Source organism: Paenibacillus sp. FSL M8-0334 (genome assembly GCF_038000405.1).
GTDB lineage: Bacteria > Bacillota > Bacilli > Paenibacillales > Paenibacillaceae > Paenibacillus_AQ > Paenibacillus_AQ campinasensis.
This window is the reverse complement of the sequence record NZ_JBBOCH010000001.1, coordinates 1-19,655: the sequence shown is the minus strand read 5'-3', so window position 1 is coordinate 19,655 and position 19,655 is coordinate 1. Positions and strand designations below refer to the sequence as shown.

The window sequence follows — 19,655 nt, the reverse complement described above, 5'->3', positions numbered from 1 at the left end:
AGTATGATAATGAGGCATGGATAACACGGAGGAGGGACGGAGATGAAGAATGTGCTGGTGCTGGGCGGCACCCGTTTTTTTGGCCGCAGATTGGTGAGTCGGCTGATCGAAGCGGGAGCCGATGTGGCGATATTGACAAGGGGAGCTAGTGAAGATCCCTTTGGGGATAAGGTACAACGGTTACAAGCAGACCGGACCGATCCGGATGCGCTGCGTCAAGCGGTCGAGGGGCAGCAGTGGGATGTTGTGTATGACAACATCTGCTATACCCCGGAGGAAGCGGAACAGGCAGCGGAGATTTTTGCAGGACGGACCGGACTGTATGTGCTGACCTCGACGTTGGCCGTGTACGATAACGCAGACCATCCGCTGCAAGAGGGCGATTTCGATCCTTATAACTATCCGGTTCAGACCAATCCTGAGCGCAAATACAGCTACAAGGAAGGCAAGCGGCTGTCCGAAGCGGTGCTGTTCGGTAGAAGCAATCTGGCGGTGGCAGCTGTCCGATTCCCGATAGTACTCGGGACAGACGATTACACGAAGCGGCTCTGGTTCCACATTGAGCATGCTGCACAAGGCGAGCCGATCGGACTTCCGGCACCGGATGCGCAAATATCGTTTGTTCATGCCGAGGAGGCAGCTGCATGTTTGCAGTGGATTGGCGAGGTTAAACTGGAGGGGCCGGTCAATGCTTGCTCTGACGGGACTGTTTCAGTGCGTGAAATTATGGGTATGATCGAACTGGAGATTGGACAGACAGCGTCGCTGGTGTCGGAGGCTTCCCAAGAGCATCAATCACCGTTTGGCGTGCCGCAAGATTGGGTGATGAGCAACGCAAGAGCGGCTGAGTCCGGCTTTACTTTCTGGAATGTGAAGGCGTGGATGCCCGAGCTGATCCGGGAGCTGGCCGCCAATTTGAAGAAGCGTCCGTGATTCTACGAGCGTCCCTGTCGGACGCTTGCGGATGGCAAGTTGAAAGGAAGGTAGGCATGATGGACAAGGCGGAGATGTGGGAACAGCGAATTCAGGAGCTTGCGGCAGCCGGAGCGCTTACGGCAGAGGCACGCGCGCTTCTGCATGAGATGCTCGAGGAGCTGAAGCAGGTTGCCCGGCAGAACATGAATTTGAGAAAAGCGGTACTCAAGGCAAGCGGGAAAGAAGCCCGCATGTCCAGTAAACTGAAGGATGCGTTGATGGAATAGAAACAGCCAACCACATGCGCGAAGCACGCGGAACTGGACAAGTACTGCATCGGCTTGGCGGTTGTGGCGGATCGGGGTAAGTCTGGCGGTATCGTTGTAACATACAAAAAGGTCGAAGATGCCGCTTTCGTAAGTTCTAGCGGATGTCTTCGACCTTTTGCTGCACCTGCTTCGCTTTCGAATATCCGGATAAGCGAAGTGTCAGTTGCCGGATGAGCTTCCCGGCTTGGCGGCAGGACGTTTCTTCTTGAATCTTGGCCCTACATAATTGCGCTTCCGGTCACGGAACAGAATCCATCCGCCAAGGAAGCCGATGCCGATGACAAACAGTGCCAGGCCGCCGAGGAACGAGAGCCATTCGAAGGTCGGATTGAGCACGCTGTCATCACCGTGTACGGCGATATATAGGAAGAATGCATCCTTCATCATCAGGAAACCTTTCATCGCCAGAAATCCGGGGATGACGAGAATAAGAATGGCGATAAAGCGGGAGATCAACATTTTCATAACCAAATTTCCTTCCATCCTGTAAGTGATACTCAACTATCGATTATCATACCGTTTTCCGGATTCGATGTCCATTTCGGCGCTCCCTGTTTTCTTACAGGTTGTCAATCACTATGCGTAAATCGGGCATGAGTATCCATTGCTAATACAATATATAGATGAGATTTCGTGAGCAATACTATATATTGATCAAACGAAATGCTGGCTATTGATTTTGGTCTAAATTCTCGCTATTTTGTAATACGATTGAAAGAGAGTACAATGATAGAGAATGAAGAACCATTATGGATTATATTGTGGAGGTGCCGTTTGTGGCCATAACATGTGATGTTGCAATACTTGGCGGAGGTACAGGGGGGTATGTCGCGGCGATTCGGGCTGCCCAGTTGGGAAAGGAAGTTGTCATTATTGAACAGGATAAGCTGGGCGGTACCTGCCTGCATAAGGGGTGTATTCCCAGCAAGGCGCTGCTGCGCAGTGCCGAGCTGTATGCCGACATGAAAGAGAGCGAGCAATACGGGATTGAGACGGACGGGCTCCGGCTTGCTTTTGACAAAGTGCAGAAGCGGAAGCAGGGCATTGTGGACAAGCTGCACGACGGCGTTCAGTATTTGATGCGCAAAAATAAAATTACGGTGATCCAGGGCAAAGGCAGGGTGATCGGGCCCTCGATCTTCTCGCCGCGGAGCGGGGCGGTTGCCGTTGAGCTTCCGGATGGGGAGATGGAGACGGTCGTACCGGGCCACCTTATCATAGCGACAGGCTCAAGGCCGCGCCAGCTGCCGGGGCTTGAAGCGGATGGAATACATATACTGACGAGTGATGAAGCGCTCCAGTTGGAGCAACTGCCGGCGTCGATGCTGATCGTAGGCGGAGGCGTGATCGGGGTAGAATGGGCGTCGATGCTGAATGATTTTGGCGTGGACGTGACCTTGATCGAGGCGACCGCACAGCTGCTGCCAACCGAGGACGAGGATATCGGCAAAGAAATGCGGAAGCAGCTTGAAAAAAGAGGCGTGAAGGTGTATACCGGCGCCAGATTGATTGTGGACAGCTATGCGGTGGTGGATGAGCAGGTGACCGTTTCCGTGGAGGCGGGGGGCGAGCAGCGGACGCTAAGCGCAGACAAGCTGCTGGTGTCTGTAGGCCGCATAGGCAACGCGGAAAACATCGGGCTTGAAAATACGGATGTGCGGGTTGAGAACGGGCTTATTGCCGTGAACGAGCATCTCCAGACGACCGAGCCGCATATTTATGCCATCGGCGATGTGATCGGCGGTCTTCAGCTGGCCCATGCCGCCAGCCATGAAGGGATTGCAGCTGTGAACCACCTGGCCGGCGAGAAGACAGCGCCGTACCCGAAAGCGTGGATTCCGCGCTGTATATATTCCCGTCCCGAAGCGGCGAGCGTAGGGCTGACGGAGAAGGAAGCCGCAGAGCAGGGACGCCGGATCAAGGTGGGACGTTTCCCTTTCCAGGCCATCGGTAAAGCTTTGGTGCAGGGGGCGACGGAAGGTTTTGTGAAGGTGATTGCCGATGAGGACAGCGGCGATATTGTCGGCGTACATATGATCGGCCCGCATGTGACCGAGCTGATCGGCGAAGCGGCGCTGGCCCAGGTGCTGGATGCGACGCCATGGGAAGTCGGGGCGGCAGTTCATGCGCATCCAACCCTGTCCGAAGTGCTCGGCGAAGCCATGCTGGCCGTGGATGGACGAGCTATCGGCCTCTAGGCAGATCATTTGGATAACCTCACTATGCAATCCCTCATTTCTTTTTGCCGGAAAAGGGATTATAATAAGATTAAGCCAAGTCTTAGTACCAGGTTTTAATACTTGATATGAGGTCGCTTGATCGGGGAACCGAATCGGTCAGGAGGCTTGACTGGCTCATGAAAAAGGAGGGATCTCCATGAAAGAACAAGATACGATGACATCGAATAAGCTTAGGCATGAACAGCTTGGACTGACTGACGGACAAGTGATTGACATGTACAAATATATGGTGCTCGCGCGAAAATTCGATGAGCGCAACCTGCTTCTGCAGCGTGCGGGAAAAATCAATTTTCACGTTTCCGGCATCGGGCAGGAGACTTGTCAGGTAGCTGCGGCGTTTGCCCTTGATCGGGAGAAGGATTATTTCCTGCCGTATTACCGTGACTACGGCTTTGTTATGGCTGTTGGCATGACGCCTCGCGAGCTGATGCTGTCCGCATTCGCCAAGGCCGAGGATCCGAACAGCGGCGGGCGCCAAATGCCGGGCCATTTCGGCTCCAAGCGGCTGCGCATTGTGACCGGCTCCAGTCCGGTGACGACCCAGGTGCCGCATGCGGTTGGCATCGCACTCGCGGCCAAAATGCAGAAGAAGGATTTTGTATCGTTTGTCACCTTCGGAGAAGGCTCCAGCAACCAGGGCGATTTCCATGAAGGGCTGAATTTTGCGGGGGTGCACAAGCTGCCAGTTGTTGTTATGTGTGAGAACAACCAGTACGCCATCTCTGTACCTTTGCACAAGCAGATCAGCGGCAAGGTGAGCGACCGTGCGCTCGGCTACGGCTTCCCAGGCGTCCGCGTTGACGGCAATGATGCGCTTGCGGTGTACGCAGCGGTGAAGGAAGCGCGTGAGCGCGCTGTGCGCGGAGAAGGGCCAACCTTGATCGAGTCGGTTATGTACCGCTTGTCCCCGCACTCCACTTCCGATAATGATCTGGCTTATCGGACCAAGGAAGAAGTGGAGGAGAACTGGAAGAAGGACGGCGTGGCGCGTTTCAAGACGTATCTGATCGAAGCGGGACTCTGGGATGAGGCTCGTGACGAAGATCTGGTGGCACAGCTGAATCTGGAGATCAAAGAAGCGACGGAATACGCGGATCGTGCTCCGTTCCCGAAACCTGAGGATACGCTTCTTCATGTGTATGCCGAAGACGAAGGAGGAACTGAAGGATGGCGGTAATGGAGTATATTGATGCAATTCGCCTCGCGATGAAGGAAGAGATGGAGAAGGATGAATCCGTCTTCGTGCTTGGCGAGGACGTTGGCGTGAAGGGCGGCGTATTCACGACCACGAAGGGGCTGATCGAGCAGTTTGGCGAGATGCGTGTGCTGGATACGCCGCTGGCGGAATCGGCGATTGCCGGGGTAGCGATTGGAGCGGCCATGTACGGTATGAAGCCGATCGCGGAAATGCAGTATTCCGACTTTATGCTTCCGGCGACGAACCAGATCATTAGTGAAGCAGCGAAAATCCGCTACCGCTCGAACAACGATTGGAGCTGTCCGATCGTCGTCCGCGCGCCGATTGGCGGCGGCATCTTCGGCGGGCTGTATCATTCCCAGTGTCCGGAATCGATCTTCTTTGGCACGCCGGGTCTGAAGATCGTTGCTCCGTTCTCGGCGTACGATGCCAAGGGGCTGCTGAAAGCAGCGGTTCGCGACCCGGACCCTGTCCTCTTCTTCGAGAACAAAAAGTGCTACAAACTGATCACCGGCGACGTGCCGGAGGATGATTATGACGTTCCGATCGGGAAAGCGAACGTCCTGCGCGAAGGCAGCGACATCACGGTGATCGGATACAGCATGCCGCTGCATTTTGTCATGCAGGCTGCCGAAGAGCTGGAGAAAGAGGAAGGGATCAGCGCCCACGTCCTCGATCTGCGCACACTGCAGCCGCTGGACCAGGATGCCATCATTGAATCCGCGAGACGCACAGGGAAAGTGCTTATCGTTCATGAAGACAACAAAACCGGCGGTGTCGGTGGCGAGGTTGCGGCGATCATCTCGGAGCACTGCCTGTACGATCTGGACGCGCCGATTATGCGTCTGTGCGGGCCGGATGTGCCGGCGATGCCGATCAGCCCGCCGATGGAGAAGTTTTTCATGTTGAACAAGGACAAAGTCAAGGAATCGATGCGTCAGCTGGCGCTTTATTAAGAACAGGGAGTTGTGAGCATGACCGATAAATATACGATGACCGACGTTGCGATGCCTCAGCTGGCAGAATCCCTCGTGTCTGCAACGATTGCCAAATGGCTCAAAAAGCCTGGCGATCCGATTGAGCAATATGAGCCGATCTGTGAGGTGATCACGGATAAAGTGAATGCGGAGATCCCGTCTACGCTTGACGGGGTTATGGGCGACATTCTTGCCGAAGAGGGCCAGGTTGTCAGTGTAGGTGAAGTCATCTGCCGTATTCAGACTGCAGCAGCAAGTGACGGGACGGTGGCGCCAGCTGGTGGCGCATCGGAACTTGCACATTCCCCGGGTGCAGCGATATCTGGCGATACGTCGATGCGTTCGCGGTATTCCCCGGCGGTACAGACGCTTGCTGCACAGCACGGGATCGATCTGAACCGGGTACAGGGAACCGGCCTGGGCGGAAGAATTACGCGCAAGGATGTATTGAAGTATATCGAGCAGGGCGGATCACAAGGCGCAGCGGCGCAGCCAGCTGTTACCGAACCGGCCCGGGCAGAGAGAAGGGAGCAGTCCGGATCAGCGGCCTCCCCGTTTAGCGGCCTGAAGCAGCAACCCGCTACCCCATTGTCGAAGGAGGATCTCTTCACACCGATCCCGGATGTGCGTCATTCCGGACTGCATTTGACGGAGACGCCGAAGATTCCGACCATTGAGGTGGAAGGCGGCGGCCGCTCGGACTATTTCATTGACGTAACTCCGATACGAAACACCATTGCCAGAAACATGCGCCAGAGCGTTACCGAAATTCCGCATGCCTGGACGATGATCGAAGTGGATGTAACGAACCTGGTGCTGCTTCGGAACAAACTGAAGGATGAATTCAAACGCAACGAGGGCGTTAACCTGACCTATCTTGCCTTTCTGTTGAAGGCGGTCGTGAACGCCATCAAGGATTATCCGATCATGAACTCGTTCTGGGCGGTGGATAAAATTGTGGTCAAGCGGGACATCAATCTGTCGCTCGCTGTAGGGACCGAGGATTCCGTCATGACGCCGGTCATTCATCGTGCGGATCAGAAGAACATCGCGGGCCTTGCCAGAGAGATCGACGAGCTTGCGCGGAAGACGCGGGAAGGCAAGCTGACGCTCGACGATATGCAAGGAGGCACATTCACGGTCAACAATACCGGTTCCTTCGGATCGATCTTGTCGTATCCGATCATCAATTATCCGCAGGCGGCCATCCTGACGTTTGAGTCGATTGTCAAAAAGCCGGTTGTCATCAATGATATGATTGCTGTTCGCTCGATGGCTAACCTGTGTCTGTCACTGGATCATCGGATTTTGGACGGTGTCATCTGCGGAAGATTTTTGCAAAGGGTCAAAGACAACCTGGAAGGCTATACATTGGATACCAAGCTGTACTAGAAACGGTATGGATACAAAGATTGGCCATCGGCATCGGCATTACTCTTAGGTGAAAGAAGGCGCTGCAGATGAATAGACAGTTGGATGTAACGTACACGCCGATGATGAATTACGGAGATGCCTGGGAGCTTCAGAAGGAGATCGTGGCAGGGATTGATGAGGGGAAGCGTTCAGAGCAGCTGATGCTTCTCCAGCATCCTCCTACGTATACGATTGGTTCCCAGAGACATCCCGAGCATTTGTTGCTCAGCCGGGAAGAGCTTGAGAAGCGGGGCATAGGCCTGTTCGAAATTGATCGCGGAGGAGACATTACATATCACGGGCCTGGGCAACTTGTCGGCTATCCCTTGCTGATGCTGGATGCTGGAAAGGGGCTTGACCTTCACGCTTATCTCCGAAACGTGGAGCAGGTCATTATAGATTATCTGGCTTCGCACGGCATTGAATCCGGAAGAAAACCGGAATATACCGGGGTGTGGGTCGGAGACCGGAAAATTTGCGCCATCGGCGTGAAGTTTAACAAATGCCGGCATCAGCGAGCCTTTGTCACGAGCCATGGCTTCGCTTTTAATATCAAGGCAGGCATTGCCGAAGACGGATTTGCGGGAATTATACCGTGCGGAATTCAGGAATACGGAGTAACCTCACTGGAGGATATTACGGGGAACACCTTTGAGGTGGAGGAAGTAGCGCGTGAGCTGTTGCCTTTTTTCACCCGTATATTTCCTTATGCACCTGTGTGGCGTTAAAATAACGGACGCTCCCGCTACACCTGCTTGGGTGGCGACGGGAGCGTTTTTTCCGGATTGGACGGTATTCAGCCTGAATCCGGGAAGATGAACGGAACCTCATGTCACTCAATGGGCAGAACATGTCCGATTAACGGAACAAGAGAGGCTCGAGGACAATCATCAAGGTCGAGCAGATCATGGCGAGCAGCATCAGATAAATGACAAATTTAAACCACTTTTTTCGTTGCATGGTGTTGCTCCTTTAATTTAAGTTTAATAATGTACATTGCTAGCATGCCTGATATCGAAATAGGCAATTCTTATAAGACATTGTAACGTATATGTGAAAGAGAGGGAAGTCCAGTGGTCTCTAAAGAGCGAATCGTGAAAGAGTTTATGGAACTGGTCCAGATTGATAGTGAAACGAAATTTGAGGAACAGATCTCCGGCGTGCTGAAGCAGAAATTCGGCAGCCTCGGGCTTGACATTGTGGAGGATGACGCCAAGGAGAAGACAGGACATGGTGCAGGCAACCTGATCATTACCTGGAAGGCGGAGCAGGCTGAGGAGGCGCCGAAGCTCCTGTTTACCTGTCATATGGATACCGTGACCCCGGGCAAAGGCGTGAAACCGACGCTGGGAGAGGATGGTTGGATTCGCAGTGACGGCACGACCATTCTGGGTGCGGACGACAAAGCGGGGATCGCAGCTCTGCTGGAAGCGATTCGTGTCATTCAGGAAAACAACATTCCGCATGGTCAAATTCAATTTGTGATCACGGTAGGCGAAGAATCGGGACTCGTAGGCGCAAGAGCGCTTGATCCGAATATGCTGGATGCTGATCTGGGCTTTGCGCTTGACTCCAACGGAGATATCGGCTCCATCGCGGTCGCTGCGCCGACACAAGCAAAAATTAAAATGATCATCAAGGGGAGATCCGCGCATGCGGGTGTCAATCCGGAGGATGGAATCAGCGCGATTCAGGTTGCAGCCAAGGCGATTGCCAAAATGAAGCTGGGCCGTATCGACCATGAGACGACCGCTAATATCGGTCAGTTTGCCGGCGGTGGTCCGACGAATATCGTGTGTGACTATGTGCAGCTGGAAGCGGAAGCCAGAAGCATCGTGCAGGAAAAGGTGAACAAGCAGATCAGCGATATGCGTGAGGCGCTCGAAACAACAGTGCGCGAATTCGGCGCTGACTCTGAGTTTATTAGCGAAATCATCTATCCTTCGTTCAGCTTTAACGAGCACGATGAAGTTGTGCAGCTTGCCAAGCGGGCGATTGGCCGCATCGGTCTGAACGAGCGGCTGTTTGCTTCGGGCGGCGGCAGCGATGCCAACATCTTCAACGGTCTGGGCGTGCCGACTGTGAATCTGGCGGTGGGCTACAAGGAGATCCATACGACCAAGGAACGTATTCAAGCTTCAGATCTCGTCAAAGCGGCTGAACTGGTCGTTGCGATTGTACAGGAGAATGCGAAGGCATAAGTGGGTAAAGGTTGTAAAGGTTCATTGCATGGGTTCATTGCATGGGTTCATTGCATGATTGAGACATAGCAAAAGGGGTGTTTCGGGATGAGAAGCCCGGACACCCCTTTATATATAAAGAGCGATGAAATGAAGTCACAAGCGTTTAGTTAAGCAGAACAGCGCATGGGGCTTTTCGTTTGTTATCAACCCGCTTCTGGGAGGGTGTCCAGCTTGTGTGCCAGCCAGAGCTGTCAACGAGGTTGAGGGCGGCGACGATGTTGTCGATATGCTCCATAATTTCCTGCTGCAGCTTAGGGGAGGAGAAGCTGGTTTCCAGTCTTCGGGACAACGACAGCAGCGCCGATTGCAGATGACACGCCGCTTCTCCGAATCGGGCGGCCGTGCAGGATGGCCAGGCTTGGCGGATTTGCTGAAACTGGGACGAGGCCTCCTCGTACTTGCCCTGATCATACAAGACTTCGGCAGCAATAACACACAATTTCTCGCTGTAGATGCCAGCGTCTCCGATGGGAAGCTGCCCCAGCATCTCGATATGGGAAACGGCCTCCGTAATGTAGCCTTCATTGTATAACAGGCAGATCAAAGCATAACCGGCATCGATCCCGTTCAAGGAGAGCAGCCATTCTGCCTCCGGAATCAGACCGACCGATACAGCGGTTTTCGCCAGCTCGAGCGGATCGGTCAGCGTCAGCGTCGATTGGGAATTACCTGCAAGCTTCCATTGGCACAGCAGCTGTAAATGGCGCAGATCTTGTTGCCATGCATTCCTGTTACTGCTGCCGGAAGGGACCTGGCGATTCTCCAATTGCTCCAACAGCCGCAGCGCTTCCGACGTTTGCTGCTGTCGAATGAGCGCCTTGGCATACATGATGCCGCCGCTTGGTCCGAGGGAGTCGAGGCATCCTCTGAAACAATCCGCAGCCTCGCGATAAGCGCCGATATAAAACATCGCGCAGCCGATCATCTCCGGCGAAGCAGCGAGACCGGAGATTCTGCCGGAGAGATGCTTGTATATCTCCGGATCGCTTAACCCTTGCGTGAGAAGCAGGGCAGCCCATTGGTTCAGCGCATGCTGTGCATAGGCATTGCTGCTCTGAACCACATGCGCATACGCCGACTCTGAATTGGAGAAGGAGCGCAGACGCATGCTGAGCTTGCCGTATTGCAGCCAGATGAGTGCCGTATCCTGACCAGTGGACCGCTCGACGTCCGGCGAGCGCGAAGTGGCCGCGCGGTAGCTCTCCAATGCTTCCTTCAGCAGCCCGCGCCGTTCATACCATTGTCCCCGCTCATAATCATTCCATATGAGATTCGCTGTTAAATCGATTTCATTAAGCATGATTTGTCGCATATTCGAAGCCTCCCACTGTAACAACACACGAAACGATGCATAAGTCGTGAACTTTTTTTGAAAAAACACACCAAACGTCGCAAAATGATTCTAAAGTCCTATAAACTACGGTTAATATTTACGTTATTTTCTCGGTTTTGGAGGCATAATGACATCCAGTACCGTTGCGTCCTTGCCCCATTCTTTTTGCCATTGCTTCAGCATAATCCGGATTTGCCAAGCTTGTCCCACCATATGAAAGGAATTTGTTCCTTTGTAGCTCTTCATGGCTCGTTCCTTCTTTCTCGCGAAATTTGATATAATACACCTTATGCAATAGCATGGACAAAGATGCCACGTATCAGACAAAGGAGGCCATGATATGAGCGATATCGGCAGCAAGAACGGGCACGTCCCGAACGCAAGGCTGGAGGAGACCACACTGTCAACGAACAACATCTTCAGCGGAAAGATCATCTCACTTCAGGTGGACACGGTTCGTCTTCCGAACGGAAATACAGCGACCCGTGAAGTGGTGAGACACCCGGGAGCTGTGGCGGTACTGGCCTTGAAGGATCAAAAAATGCTTGTTGTTGACCAATACAGACAGCCGCTGGGACGCTGCGAGGTGGAGATCCCGGCAGGAAAGCTGGAGCCTGGCGAAGACCCGCTGGAAGCGGCCAAGCGCGAGCTGGAGGAAGAGACGGGGTATACGTGCGGCTCGATTCGAAAGCTGCATTCTTTCTATACATCCCCCGGCTTTGCGGATGAAGTTATTCATCTCTATCTGGCCGAAGATTTAACGCGAGGCGACATGAATCCCGACGAAGACGAATTTCTGGAAATGGCCGAGATCACACTTGAGGAAGCCTACCAGCTGATTCAGGAGGAGCGCATCAGCGATGCGAAGACGATCCTCGCGGTATATGCCTGGAATATGTACAGCCTGACGGGAAAAATCTGATGATGAGCACGGACAATACAGCTTCTCACCAGCAAGAACTCACGCAATTTTTCTGTGATCTTCATATTCACATCGGCCGGGCAACCAACGGACAGGCGGTCAAGATCAGCGCCAGCAACAATCTGACCTTCGAGAACATTGCAGTCGAAAGCTCGGAGCGCAAAGGGATCCAGATGACCGGAATCATCGATTGCCATTCTCCCTCCGTTCAGGAGGATATTATGGCCTGCCTGGACAGCGGGATTATGAGGGAGCTGGCCGGAGGCGGCATCGCCTACCGGGATACGGTGATTCTGCTGGGCAGCGAGATCGAGGTTCGGGGGCCAGGCCGGGGAGCGGCGCATGTGCTGGCCTATTTTCCATCCCTCAACATGATGCAGGACTTTACAGGCTGGATGGCCCGTTATATGAAAAATATCCAGCTCAGCTCGCAGCGCATCTATGTCTCGCCGAGAGAGCTTCAGCAAGAGGTGACCGACCGGGGCGGGATACTTATTCCCGCCCATGTGTTTACGCCTCATAAAGGGCTCTACGGCAGCATGACCGATCGGCTGGCCGACGTGTTTGATCCGAGTGGCATATCCGGCATCGAGCTTGGATTAAGTGCGGATTCCGCGATGGCCGGATTGATCTCGGAGCTGGACTCGTATTCCTTTCTCAGCAATTCCGATGCCCACTCCCTAGGCAAGATTGGCCGGGAGTACAACCGGATCGCGATGAAGGAGCCGTCCTTTGCAGAGTTCAAGCTCGCGCTGGAGCGAAGAGACGGCCGCGGAGTAACCGCGAACTACGGATTGAACCCGAGGCTCGGTAAATATCACCGGACCTATTGCTCGGGGTGTGAGAGCATTATGGACGAGGCGGATGCGGCCTCACAGGAAGGGCGATGCCCTTATTGCGGCAGCACCAAGCTTGTGGGTGGCGTGCTCGACCGCATCCTGAGCTTCGCAGATCGCACCGAGCCGATCATTCCTGCGTTTCGTCCGCCCTATCATTACCAGATTCCGCTTGAGTTCATTCCCGGACTCGGGAAATCGGCGATGAAGAAGCTGCTGGACGCCTTTGGGACGGAGATGGCGATATTACACCGAGCTTCGGAGACAGAGCTGGCAGCCGTGGCTGGAGAGGTGCTGGCGGAGAGCATTATACAAGCCCGAAACGGGACGCTGCAGTTAGCATCCGGTGGCGGGGGGACATACGGGAAAGTGATGAAATGAAGCGGCGTTACAGCATCCGGGTGGTGTCGCTTCTTGGCGACAAGGGATGACGAGTGGGCTATACGAAGAACCACACGCTCGATTGATATAAGAAAGTCATAGAAAAGAGACCGTCTTCATAGAGTAGAGTAGACCCATGAAAGGAGACGCTACTCTATGCATTCATTCCGCAAAGCCTTCAAGGATCAGGCCCCGCTCTATGTTTTTGTTGCCGTCTTGTTTTTGGTAGGCGTGCTGTTCGGAGCGATGATGGTCAATGCGCTGTCACTGGAGCAGCAGCAGGATATCGCGCGATACTTGAATCATTTTTTTGTTAATCTTCATGAAGGCGGCCCAGCGAGCGGACAATCCAGTTTCTGGGAGATTGCTTCCCTTCATCTGAAATGGATCGGGTTGATATGGATATTAGGCTTGTCAGTGATCGGGCTGCCGGGCATTCTTATATTGGACTTTTTGAAGGGTGTGCTGATCGGGTTTACCGTCGGATATTTGGTCGGCCAATATTCATGGAGCGGACTGCTGTTTGCCCTCGTGTCGGTCGCCCCGCAAAATATGCTGATGATCCCTATCGTCATGATGTGCAGCGTGACGGCCATCCATTTCTCCCTTTATATGATACGCAACCGGCTGCTGGTGCAGCGGGGCGGAAGCTTGGCTAAGCCGCTGATGTCCTATGCGATAACGACCGGGGTTATGGCTCTGGCGACGCTGGCAGCAGCCTCGTTTGAGATGTGGGTGACCCCTAGCATGATGAGGTGGGTGACGCCGATGCTGGTTCAGGCCACGAATCTTGCCTTCTAGCAAAACCGATTGACTTTGTTTGTAAAGTCCCCCTATAATGAAGGAAGTGACCATTTTACGTGGTGTGATTTCCAAGGGGGAGGGAAACGATGGAAGCGCGGATCGACAAAATTAAACAGCAGTTACAATCCCAAGGCTATAAACTAACGCCCCAAAGGGAAGCCACGGTAAGCGTATTGTTGGAGAATGAAGACGACCACCTTAGCGCCGAGGATGTGTTTATGCTCGTTAAAGAGAAGGCTCCTGAGATCGGTCTGGCTACCGTGTACCGTACCCTTGAGCTCCTGAGCGAGCTGCATGTTGTGGAGAAAATCAACTTTGGCGACGGCGTCGCCCGCTATGATCTCAGAACCGATACCTCGAAACATCATCATCATCATCTGATATGTACTCAATGCGGAAGCATGGACGAAATTCGTGAGGATTGGCTTGGACCATTAGAGGAGCGGCTGGAGCGCGAATTTAATTTTACCGTATACGACCATCGGCTTGATTTCCACGGGATATGCTACCGTTGCAAGGAAAAGGGCAAGAATGATACGGATAAATCCTAACTCATAATCGATCACCTGCAGTGATTCCTAACGATCACGGCGAGCCCTCATCCGGCGATCCTTCCGGGAGGGCTTTTTATATGAAGATAGGATTCTTGTACATATAGAAGGGATTAGGAGAGTAGATTCCATAAGAACGTATACGCTAGCGGACGGTGCGAAACAGTGCGAACGGTCATATTTGTGCAGGACGGGACATAGTTTGGGAATGATCAGGTATTTCACGAAGGTGAGGCGCTGCCAGTGATTATATCCATTCGCAAAATGATCTCCTTGATTCGCTTTGTTGCATGTTTTGCCGTGCTGACGGTGTTCTTCTATTATGTACTGGACTGGGTGGGCGATTGGGTCAATCCGTCCAATCCGTACCAGGTGCCAAGCGGACAGGCTGTGAAGGCATTTCAGCCCGAGAGCACGATGGACAGCCAATATTCACCGGCGATGCGGCTGAAGCTGTTCTATTGGTATGGGGAATAAGCGGCATACTAGCGGAACCGGAACAGGAAAAAGCGGGGATAACAGATGGAACCATATTTGGGAGCCTACATGTCTTATTTGGAAGATGAAAAAGGACTTTCGAAGAATACAATCGAATCCTATAAAACAGATATCGCCGGATTTATCGCGTTTGCTGCCGAGCGGGGCATCGTGCATCCGCAAGAGGTGAACCGGGCGCTGCCCAGCCTCTATATCGGAAGCCTCAAGCAGCAGGGACGCGCATCGTCTTCCTTGCTGCGGTGCATGGCGGCGCTTCGCTCCTTCTTCCGGTATTTGGTGCGTCAATCGGTCATTGTGCAAGACCCTACGCTGTTTATGGACACGCCCAAGCCGGAGCGCAAGCAGCCGCGGGCGCTGACGACGGCCCAGGTGGACAAGCTGCTCTCCATGCCTGATCCGGGGACGCCACACGGCGCAAGGGACAAGGCGATGCTGGAGCTGCTCTATGCATCGGGCATCAAGGTGTCCGAGCTGGTGTCCCTGAACGTCGGGGATGTCGATACAAGCATGCGGTTTATGCGCTGTGTCGGCAGCGGAGGCAAGGAGCGCATCGTTCCGATCAGCCCGGGGGCTGCGCATTCGGTCGAGGTTTACCTGGACGGCATGCGAGGCCGCATGCTGAAGCCGGACCGGGAGGCAGAGGCTTTATTTTTGAACAATCTGGGAACACGAATGACAAGGCAGGGCTTTTGGAAGATTATGAAAAAGCATGGCGAAGCTGCCGGAATCGAGGAGGAAATTAACCCGCATACGCTGCGCCACTCCTTTGCACTGCATCTGCTGGAGAACGGTGCAGATCTGAGGTCCGTTCAGGAGTTGCTGGGTCATTCTGACTTGTCGACGACCCAGATGTACCAGGCGCCCAAGAAGAGCATGAAAGAGGTCTACGATCGCTTTCATCCGAAATCGGGCGAATAGATATTGTGCCAATTGTGTTCGGACTCCGGCCGATTGGGGTAATCTATAATTATATAGAAGAAATTAATACATTTGTGAGGAGAACTATAATGACAACAATAAATCAAGAAACGATCAAAGCAGCTGCAGCATACATAGCGCAGCAAACGACGATCAAGCCGGAAATCGGACTCATTCTCGGATCAGGTCTTGGCGTGCTTGCTGATTTAATGGAGGATACGGTATCGATCGCTTATACGGACATTCCTCATTTCCCGGTATCCACCGTGGAAGGGCATGAAGGCGAGCTGCTGCTGGGCAATATCCAGGGACGCCCTGTCGTCATGATGAAGGGCCGCTTCCATATGTATGAAGGCTATGGTCCGGAAGTAACCGCATTTCCTGTCCGCGTCATGAAGGAGCTCGGGGTCAAGAGCCTGCTGGTTACCAATGCGGCGGGAGGCGTGAACCTGTCCTATCAGCCGGGAGATCTGATGCTGATTTCGGATCATCTGAATCTGACCGGGCGCAATCCGCTGGTCGGGCCGAATGATTCGGCGCTTGGCGTTCGCTTCCCGGACATGTCTGAAGCCTACAGCCGCAGATTGCGCCAGGTAGCCAAGGAGGTGGCTGTCAGTCAGGGCATCGTTCTTCGCGAAGGCGTGTATGCCGGTCTGCTCGGTCCGACGTATGAGACGCCGGCTGAAATTGTGATGCTGCGCACGCTCGGAGCCGATGCGGTCGGCATGTCCACGGTATCCGAAGTGATTGTTGCAAGGCATGCAGGCATTGAAGTGCTTGGCATTTCCTGCATCAGCAACATGGCGGCAGGCATTTTGGATCAGCCGCTGTCTCATGAAGAAGTGATGGAGACCGCAGAGAAGGTGAGAGAGAAATTTTTGGGACTGGTCATGGGCATCATCCCGAACATGTAACAACGCATCAGGTTTGCAGGTTGATGAGATTTTGACGCCTGTGCGGCCTTTCAGTGATAGACCAATCGGAGCAACTTCCGGTTGGTCTATTTTTAGTTGTGCCCGATTGGAATAATTTGCTTACATCCTGACGACAATGAATAGAGACCCGTATGTGAACGGGATGATCTATATTTCAGGAGGGGACGGATTGTGAAAAAAGCGTTGTTTACCGGGATACTGGCCGCGATTGTCGGCTTGGTTGGCGGGACATCCCCTGGTTATGCCGCGGATGACAAGAGCGCAAATGCCGGAAGCACACAGGAGCTTGCACCGAGCGCGCGTTCTGCCATATTGCTCGACGCGGATACCGGAACCATCATTTATGAGAAAAACAGCCATGATAAGCTGCCTCCCGCAAGTATTACCAAAATTATGACGATGCTGCTGACGATGGAGGCGATTGAGGACGGACGGCTGAAATGGACAGACAAGGTCCGGACCAGCGAATATGCAGCGTCGATGGGCGGATCACAGATTTTCCTCGAGCCCGGGGAAGAGATGACCGTGGAAGAGATGCTCAAAGGAATTGCGATGGCTTCCGGCAATGATGCCTCTGTGGCCATGGCTGAGAAGATCGCCGGCTCTGAAGAAGCATTCGTGCAGATGATGAATGACAAGGCCGCCGAGCTCGGCATGAAAAACACCCATTTCGTGAATTGCAACGGTCTCCCGGCGGCGGATCACTACACAACCGCGCATGACATTGCTCTCATGAGCCGTGAGCTGCTCAAGTATGAGGAAATCACGAAATATACGGGAGCCTATCAAGATTATTTAAGACAGGATACGCCGAAGCCATTCTGGCTCGTCAATACGAACAAGCTCGTGCGGTTCTATTCGGGCGCTGACGGCTTAAAGACCGGGTATACGTCGGAGGCGAAGTTCTGTCTGTCGGCTACGGCCAAGCGGGACGGGCTGCGTGCAGTCGCGGTCGTGATGGGCGCCCCGGACACGAAGACGAGGAACAGCGATATTTCCCGGATGTTTGATTACGCTTTTTCGCAGTACAGCATGCACTCGATCTTCAAGACGGGGGAAGTGCTGGGCACCGTCAAGATTCAGAAGGGGAAAGTGCCTGAGCTTGCGCTCCAGGCCGAGAAGGATTATAGCGTCCTTGTGAAAAAAGGAGGCAAAACGACCGAGCTTCGGCACGAAATTCATTTCGTGGAGGATCTGAAAGCGCCGGTGGACAAGGGGCAGATCATTGGCAAGCTGTCGGTTTATCAAGGCGAGCAGCTGGTCAAGGAGTTTGAACTGGCCTCCCCGGTGTCTGTGAAGAAGGCCGGCTTCTGGAATCTGTTCAAGCGTACGACAAGCAAGTTGTTTGATGTAGATTGATAGCAGTTTTCTTCTAGTTTTGTCGCGGGGCAGGAATGTCTTTTCACCATGTAGAAATTGTTGTTCAAGTCAGGGAGGAGAGTGAGCAAACATGAATCTGCATGTGGATATGGAGCATCACAGACATGTCCTGATCGTCCGTTTGTCCGGTGAACTGGATCATCATACGGCCGATCATGTCCGAATCATGCTGGATGATGCCATCACAAAACGTCAGACGGAGCATCTGGTGATGAGTCTGAAGAATCTGGAGTTTATGGACAGCTCCGGCCTGGGCGTCATCCTGGGTCGGTATAAATCGATCAAGCATAAGGGCGGCAAGATGGCGCTCTGTGACGTCAAACCGCAGGTATACCGCCTGCTGGAGATGTCGGGGCTGTTCAAAATTATGCCGATCTACGAAAACGAGGGGACCGCACTCTCGGGTCTGGAGGTGGTGTCATGAGTGAGGCTCAAGCACAGCACAATTTCATGACGCTGGAATTTGCTGCAAGGTCGGAGAACGAATCTTTCGCCCGCGTCGCTGTGGCTGCCTTTGTATCCCAGCTGGACCCGACGATGGACGAGCTTAGCGACCTGAAAACCGTAGTATCCGAAGCGGTGACCAACTGTATCATCCATGGCTATGACAGCAACCCCGAAGGCGTTGTCCGAATCGAGGCAGGGATTGACGGGGATATGATCACGCTGCTGATCGAGGACAAGGGAGCGGGCATTGAGGATCTGGAGATGGCGAAGCAGCCGCTCTATACCTCCAAACCTGAGCTTGAGCGCTCCGGTATGGGCTTTACCATCATGGAGAACTTCATGGACGAATTTGAAGTGGTCAGCGAGCCCGGCAAGGGGACGTCGATCAGAATGAAGAAGAGGATCGAATCCAAGAAAGCTTTATATAATTAGGGGTTGGACAAATGGATGCCGATGTGAAGAAGACTTCGCAGACCTTTTTGGACGACGCGGAGGTTAAACGACTCATTGCACTTAGCCAGAGCGGGGACACGCTTGCACGGGACACGCTCGTCAATTGTAATATTCGTCTCGTCTGGTCGGTTGTACAAAGGTTCATGAACCGGGGCTATGACCCGGATGACCTGTTTCAAATCGGCTGTATCGGTCTCCTGAAGTCTGTTGACAAGTTCGATCTCAGTTATGATGTCAAGTTTTCCACGTATGCCGTTCCGATGATCATCGGTGAAATTCAGCGGTTCCTGCGTGATGACGGCACACTGAAGGTCAGCCGCTCGCTGAAGGAAATGGCCAATAAGGTAAGGAAGAAGCGCGATGAGCTGTCCAAGCAGCTGGATCGTCTGCCTACGGTTAAGGAAGTGGCGGAGGAGCTTGGGGTATCACCGGAGGATGTGGTGTTTGCCCAGGAGGCCAACAAGCCGCCGACTTCAATTCATGAGACGGTATTTGAGAATGACGGAGATCCGATCACGCTGATGGACCAGATCGCGGATGATTCACAGGAACGGTGGTTTGACAAGCTGGCCTTGAATGAAGCGATCGGCGGTTTGTCCGAGCGAGAGCGGCTTATCGTATATTTGAGATATTTCCGGGATCAAACCCAGTCCGAGGTAGCCAGTCGCCTTGGCATATCCCAGGTGCAGGTATCCAGGCTGGAGAAAAAAATACTGCAGAGCATACGCAACGAAATTGCACAATAGTTAGTTGCGGCTAACAGTTCGTTTATGCTTGCAAGCACAGGCGTCTTCCGGTGGAAGGCGTCTTTTTGCTGCGCTTTGATCGCCTTTAAGTAAGGGGGGGCAGTTTTCTCAAGGGAGTCAAAAAAGTTGGGGGGAA

23 protein-coding genes are annotated in these 19,655 nt (G+C 53.4%); 19 read left to right on the top strand and 4 right to left on the bottom strand.

Going from position 1 to position 19,655, the window contains the following annotated elements; genetic code table 11:
- Positions 1 to 42 precede the first annotated feature (42 nt).
- Together MKX64_RS00115 and MKX64_RS00110 are read left to right on the top strand one after the other, a co-directional pair.
- On the top strand, positions 43 to 933 hold the full coding sequence (locus tag MKX64_RS00115; protein WP_341035179.1) for an NAD-dependent epimerase/dehydratase family protein: 891 nt from the start codon (positions 43 to 45) through the stop codon (positions 931 to 933).
- A 56-nt stretch (positions 934 to 989) separates the two neighbouring features.
- Positions 990 to 1,202, top strand: coding sequence for a hypothetical protein (locus tag MKX64_RS00110; protein WP_095263439.1), 213 nt, complete (start codon positions 990 to 992; stop codon positions 1,200 to 1,202).
- 201 nt (positions 1,203 to 1,403) lie between these two features.
- On the opposite strand, the gene MKX64_RS00105 is transcribed toward MKX64_RS00110, so the two are convergent.
- Positions 1,404 to 1,709 (bottom strand): DUF2627 domain-containing protein, encoded by a 306-nt coding sequence (locus tag MKX64_RS00105; RefSeq protein WP_095263440.1) that lies wholly within the window; start codon positions 1,707 to 1,709, stop codon positions 1,404 to 1,406.
- Positions 1,710 to 2,020: 311 nt separating this feature from the next.
- On the opposite strand from MKX64_RS00105, the gene lpdA reads away from it, so the two are divergent.
- The 5 genes from lpdA (at position 2,021) to lipB (ending at position 7,800) form a co-directional block, all read left to right on the top strand.
- Positions 2,021 to 3,442 (top strand): dihydrolipoyl dehydrogenase, encoded by a 1,422-nt coding sequence (lpdA, locus tag MKX64_RS00100; RefSeq protein ID WP_341036188.1) that lies wholly within the window; start codon positions 2,021 to 2,023, stop codon positions 3,440 to 3,442.
- Positions 3,443 to 3,620: 178 nt separating this feature from the next.
- Positions 3,621 to 4,661, top strand: coding sequence for a thiamine pyrophosphate-dependent dehydrogenase E1 component subunit alpha (locus MKX64_RS00095; RefSeq protein WP_155617376.1), 1,041 nt, complete (start codon positions 3,621 to 3,623; stop codon positions 4,659 to 4,661).
- Positions 4,652 to 5,638, top strand: a complete 987-nt coding sequence (locus MKX64_RS00090) for an alpha-ketoacid dehydrogenase subunit beta (protein ID WP_341035177.1) — start codon at positions 4,652 to 4,654, stop codon at positions 5,636 to 5,638. Before MKX64_RS00095 ends, MKX64_RS00090 begins: the two co-directional genes overlap by 10 nt.
- 18 nt (positions 5,639 to 5,656) lie before the next feature.
- Complete coding sequence (locus tag MKX64_RS00085) at positions 5,657 to 7,051, top strand: dihydrolipoamide acetyltransferase family protein (RefSeq protein ID WP_341035176.1); 1,395 nt, start codon at positions 5,657 to 5,659, stop codon at positions 7,049 to 7,051.
- Positions 7,052 to 7,119: 68 nt separating this feature from the next.
- On the top strand, positions 7,120 to 7,800 hold the full coding sequence (gene lipB / locus MKX64_RS00080; protein ID WP_095263444.1) for a lipoyl(octanoyl) transferase LipB: 681 nt from the start codon (positions 7,120 to 7,122) through the stop codon (positions 7,798 to 7,800).
- 130 nt (positions 7,801 to 7,930) lie between these two features.
- Here the strand turns inward: lipB and prli42 are convergent, their stop codons facing one another.
- A complete protein-coding gene (gene prli42, locus MKX64_RS00075) occupies positions 7,931 to 8,032 on the bottom strand; it encodes a stressosome-associated protein Prli42 (RefSeq protein WP_095263445.1) in 102 nt (33 codons plus the stop codon).
- 113 nt (positions 8,033 to 8,145) lie between these two features.
- Between prli42 and MKX64_RS00070 the strand changes: the two genes are divergently transcribed.
- On the top strand, positions 8,146 to 9,273 hold the full coding sequence (locus MKX64_RS00070) for a tripeptidase T (protein ID WP_341035175.1): 1,128 nt from the start codon (positions 8,146 to 8,148) through the stop codon (positions 9,271 to 9,273).
- A gap of 145 nt (positions 9,274 to 9,418) precedes the next feature.
- Here the strand turns inward: MKX64_RS00070 and MKX64_RS00065 are convergent, their stop codons facing one another.
- Together MKX64_RS00065 and mciZ are read right to left on the bottom strand one after the other, a co-directional pair.
- On the bottom strand, positions 9,419 to 10,627 hold the full coding sequence (locus MKX64_RS00065; RefSeq protein ID WP_341035174.1) for a tetratricopeptide repeat protein: 1,209 nt from the start codon (positions 10,625 to 10,627) through the stop codon (positions 9,419 to 9,421).
- 123 nt (positions 10,628 to 10,750) lie between these two features.
- Positions 10,751 to 10,894: a Z-ring formation inhibitor MciZ gene (gene mciZ / locus MKX64_RS00060; RefSeq protein WP_095263448.1), complete on the bottom strand. Its 144-nt coding sequence runs from the start codon at positions 10,892 to 10,894 to the stop codon at positions 10,751 to 10,753.
- A 94-nt stretch (positions 10,895 to 10,988) separates the two neighbouring features.
- On the opposite strand from mciZ, the gene MKX64_RS00055 reads away from it, so the two are divergent.
- The 11 genes from MKX64_RS00055 to sigF all read left to right on the top strand — a co-directional run bounded on the left by MKX64_RS00055 (position 10,989) and on the right by sigF (position 19,519).
- Positions 10,989 to 11,570, top strand: a complete 582-nt coding sequence (locus MKX64_RS00055; RefSeq protein WP_095263449.1) for an NUDIX hydrolase — start codon at positions 10,989 to 10,991, stop codon at positions 11,568 to 11,570.
- A 2-nt stretch (positions 11,571 to 11,572) separates the two neighbouring features.
- Positions 11,573 to 12,787: an endonuclease Q family protein gene (locus MKX64_RS00050; RefSeq protein ID WP_341036186.1), complete on the top strand. Its 1,215-nt coding sequence runs from the start codon at positions 11,573 to 11,575 to the stop codon at positions 12,785 to 12,787.
- A gap of 156 nt (positions 12,788 to 12,943) precedes the next feature.
- Complete coding sequence (spoIIM, locus tag MKX64_RS00045) at positions 12,944 to 13,588, top strand: stage II sporulation protein M (RefSeq protein WP_155617379.1); 645 nt, start codon at positions 12,944 to 12,946, stop codon at positions 13,586 to 13,588.
- Positions 13,589 to 13,677: 89 nt separating this feature from the next.
- Positions 13,678 to 14,142, top strand: a complete 465-nt coding sequence (gene fur / locus MKX64_RS00040) for a ferric iron uptake transcriptional regulator (protein WP_095263452.1) — start codon at positions 13,678 to 13,680, stop codon at positions 14,140 to 14,142.
- Positions 14,143 to 14,385: 243 nt separating this feature from the next.
- Positions 14,386 to 14,619, top strand: coding sequence for a YqzK family protein (locus MKX64_RS00035; protein ID WP_095263453.1), 234 nt, complete (start codon positions 14,386 to 14,388; stop codon positions 14,617 to 14,619).
- A 45-nt stretch (positions 14,620 to 14,664) separates the two neighbouring features.
- Positions 14,665 to 15,558, top strand: a complete 894-nt coding sequence (xerD, locus tag MKX64_RS00030; protein ID WP_095263454.1) for a site-specific tyrosine recombinase XerD — start codon at positions 14,665 to 14,667, stop codon at positions 15,556 to 15,558.
- Between the two features lie 89 nt (positions 15,559 to 15,647).
- Positions 15,648 to 16,472, top strand: a complete 825-nt coding sequence (locus tag MKX64_RS00025; RefSeq protein ID WP_095263455.1) for a purine-nucleoside phosphorylase — start codon at positions 15,648 to 15,650, stop codon at positions 16,470 to 16,472.
- Positions 16,473 to 16,664: 192 nt separating this feature from the next.
- Entirely contained in the window at positions 16,665 to 17,852 is a 1,188-nt protein-coding gene (locus MKX64_RS00020) for a D-alanyl-D-alanine carboxypeptidase family protein (RefSeq protein WP_095263456.1), read from the top strand.
- 91 nt (positions 17,853 to 17,943) lie between these two features.
- Positions 17,944 to 18,297 carry an anti-sigma F factor antagonist gene (spoIIAA, locus tag MKX64_RS00015; protein ID WP_095263457.1) on the top strand — a complete coding sequence of 118 codons (354 nt, stop codon included), beginning with the start codon at positions 17,944 to 17,946 and terminating at the stop codon, positions 18,295 to 18,297.
- On the top strand, positions 18,294 to 18,752 hold the full coding sequence (gene spoIIAB / locus MKX64_RS00010; RefSeq protein ID WP_095263458.1) for an anti-sigma F factor: 459 nt from the start codon (positions 18,294 to 18,296) through the stop codon (positions 18,750 to 18,752). Before spoIIAA ends, spoIIAB begins: the two co-directional genes overlap by 4 nt.
- A gap of 11 nt (positions 18,753 to 18,763) precedes the next feature.
- Entirely contained in the window at positions 18,764 to 19,519 is a 756-nt protein-coding gene (sigF, locus tag MKX64_RS00005) for an RNA polymerase sporulation sigma factor SigF (RefSeq protein ID WP_095263459.1), read from the top strand.
- The last annotated feature ends 136 nt before the right edge of the window (positions 19,520 to 19,655 follow it).

Coding starts and splice junctions, on each gene's coding strand:
- fur (WP_095263452.1), top strand. CDS start 13,678: ATGGAAGCGCGGATCGACAAAATTAAACAGCAGTTACAATCCCAAGGC.
- spoIIAB (WP_095263458.1), top strand. CDS start 18,294: ATGAGTGAGGCTCAAGCACAGCACAATTTCATGACGCTGGAATTTGCT.
- spoIIAA (WP_095263457.1), top strand. CDS start 17,944: ATGAATCTGCATGTGGATATGGAGCATCACAGACATGTCCTGATCGTC.
- sigF (WP_095263459.1), top strand. CDS start 18,764: ATGGATGCCGATGTGAAGAAGACTTCGCAGACCTTTTTGGACGACGCG.
- MKX64_RS00085 (WP_341035176.1), top strand. CDS start 5,657: ATGACCGATAAATATACGATGACCGACGTTGCGATGCCTCAGCTGGCA.
- mciZ (WP_095263448.1), bottom strand. CDS start 10,894: ATGAAGAGCTACAAAGGAACAAATTCCTTTCATATGGTGGGACAAGCT.
- MKX64_RS00065 (WP_341035174.1), bottom strand. CDS start 10,627: ATGCGACAAATCATGCTTAATGAAATCGATTTAACAGCGAATCTCATA.
- lipB (WP_095263444.1), top strand. CDS start 7,120: ATGAATAGACAGTTGGATGTAACGTACACGCCGATGATGAATTACGGA.
- prli42 (WP_095263445.1), bottom strand. CDS start 8,032: ATGCAACGAAAAAAGTGGTTTAAATTTGTCATTTATCTGATGCTGCTC.
- MKX64_RS00055 (WP_095263449.1), top strand. CDS start 10,989: ATGAGCGATATCGGCAGCAAGAACGGGCACGTCCCGAACGCAAGGCTG.
- xerD (WP_095263454.1), top strand. CDS start 14,665: ATGGAACCATATTTGGGAGCCTACATGTCTTATTTGGAAGATGAAAAA.
- MKX64_RS00050 (WP_341036186.1), top strand. CDS start 11,573: ATGAGCACGGACAATACAGCTTCTCACCAGCAAGAACTCACGCAATTT.
- MKX64_RS00095 (WP_155617376.1), top strand. CDS start 3,621: ATGAAAGAACAAGATACGATGACATCGAATAAGCTTAGGCATGAACAG.
- MKX64_RS00110 (WP_095263439.1), top strand. CDS start 990: ATGATGGACAAGGCGGAGATGTGGGAACAGCGAATTCAGGAGCTTGCG.
- MKX64_RS00025 (WP_095263455.1), top strand. CDS start 15,648: ATGACAACAATAAATCAAGAAACGATCAAAGCAGCTGCAGCATACATA.
- MKX64_RS00115 (WP_341035179.1), top strand. CDS start 43: ATGAAGAATGTGCTGGTGCTGGGCGGCACCCGTTTTTTTGGCCGCAGA.
- MKX64_RS00105 (WP_095263440.1), bottom strand. CDS start 1,709: ATGAAAATGTTGATCTCCCGCTTTATCGCCATTCTTATTCTCGTCATC.
- spoIIM (WP_155617379.1), top strand. CDS start 12,944: ATGCATTCATTCCGCAAAGCCTTCAAGGATCAGGCCCCGCTCTATGTT.
- MKX64_RS00090 (WP_341035177.1), top strand. CDS start 4,652: ATGGCGGTAATGGAGTATATTGATGCAATTCGCCTCGCGATGAAGGAA.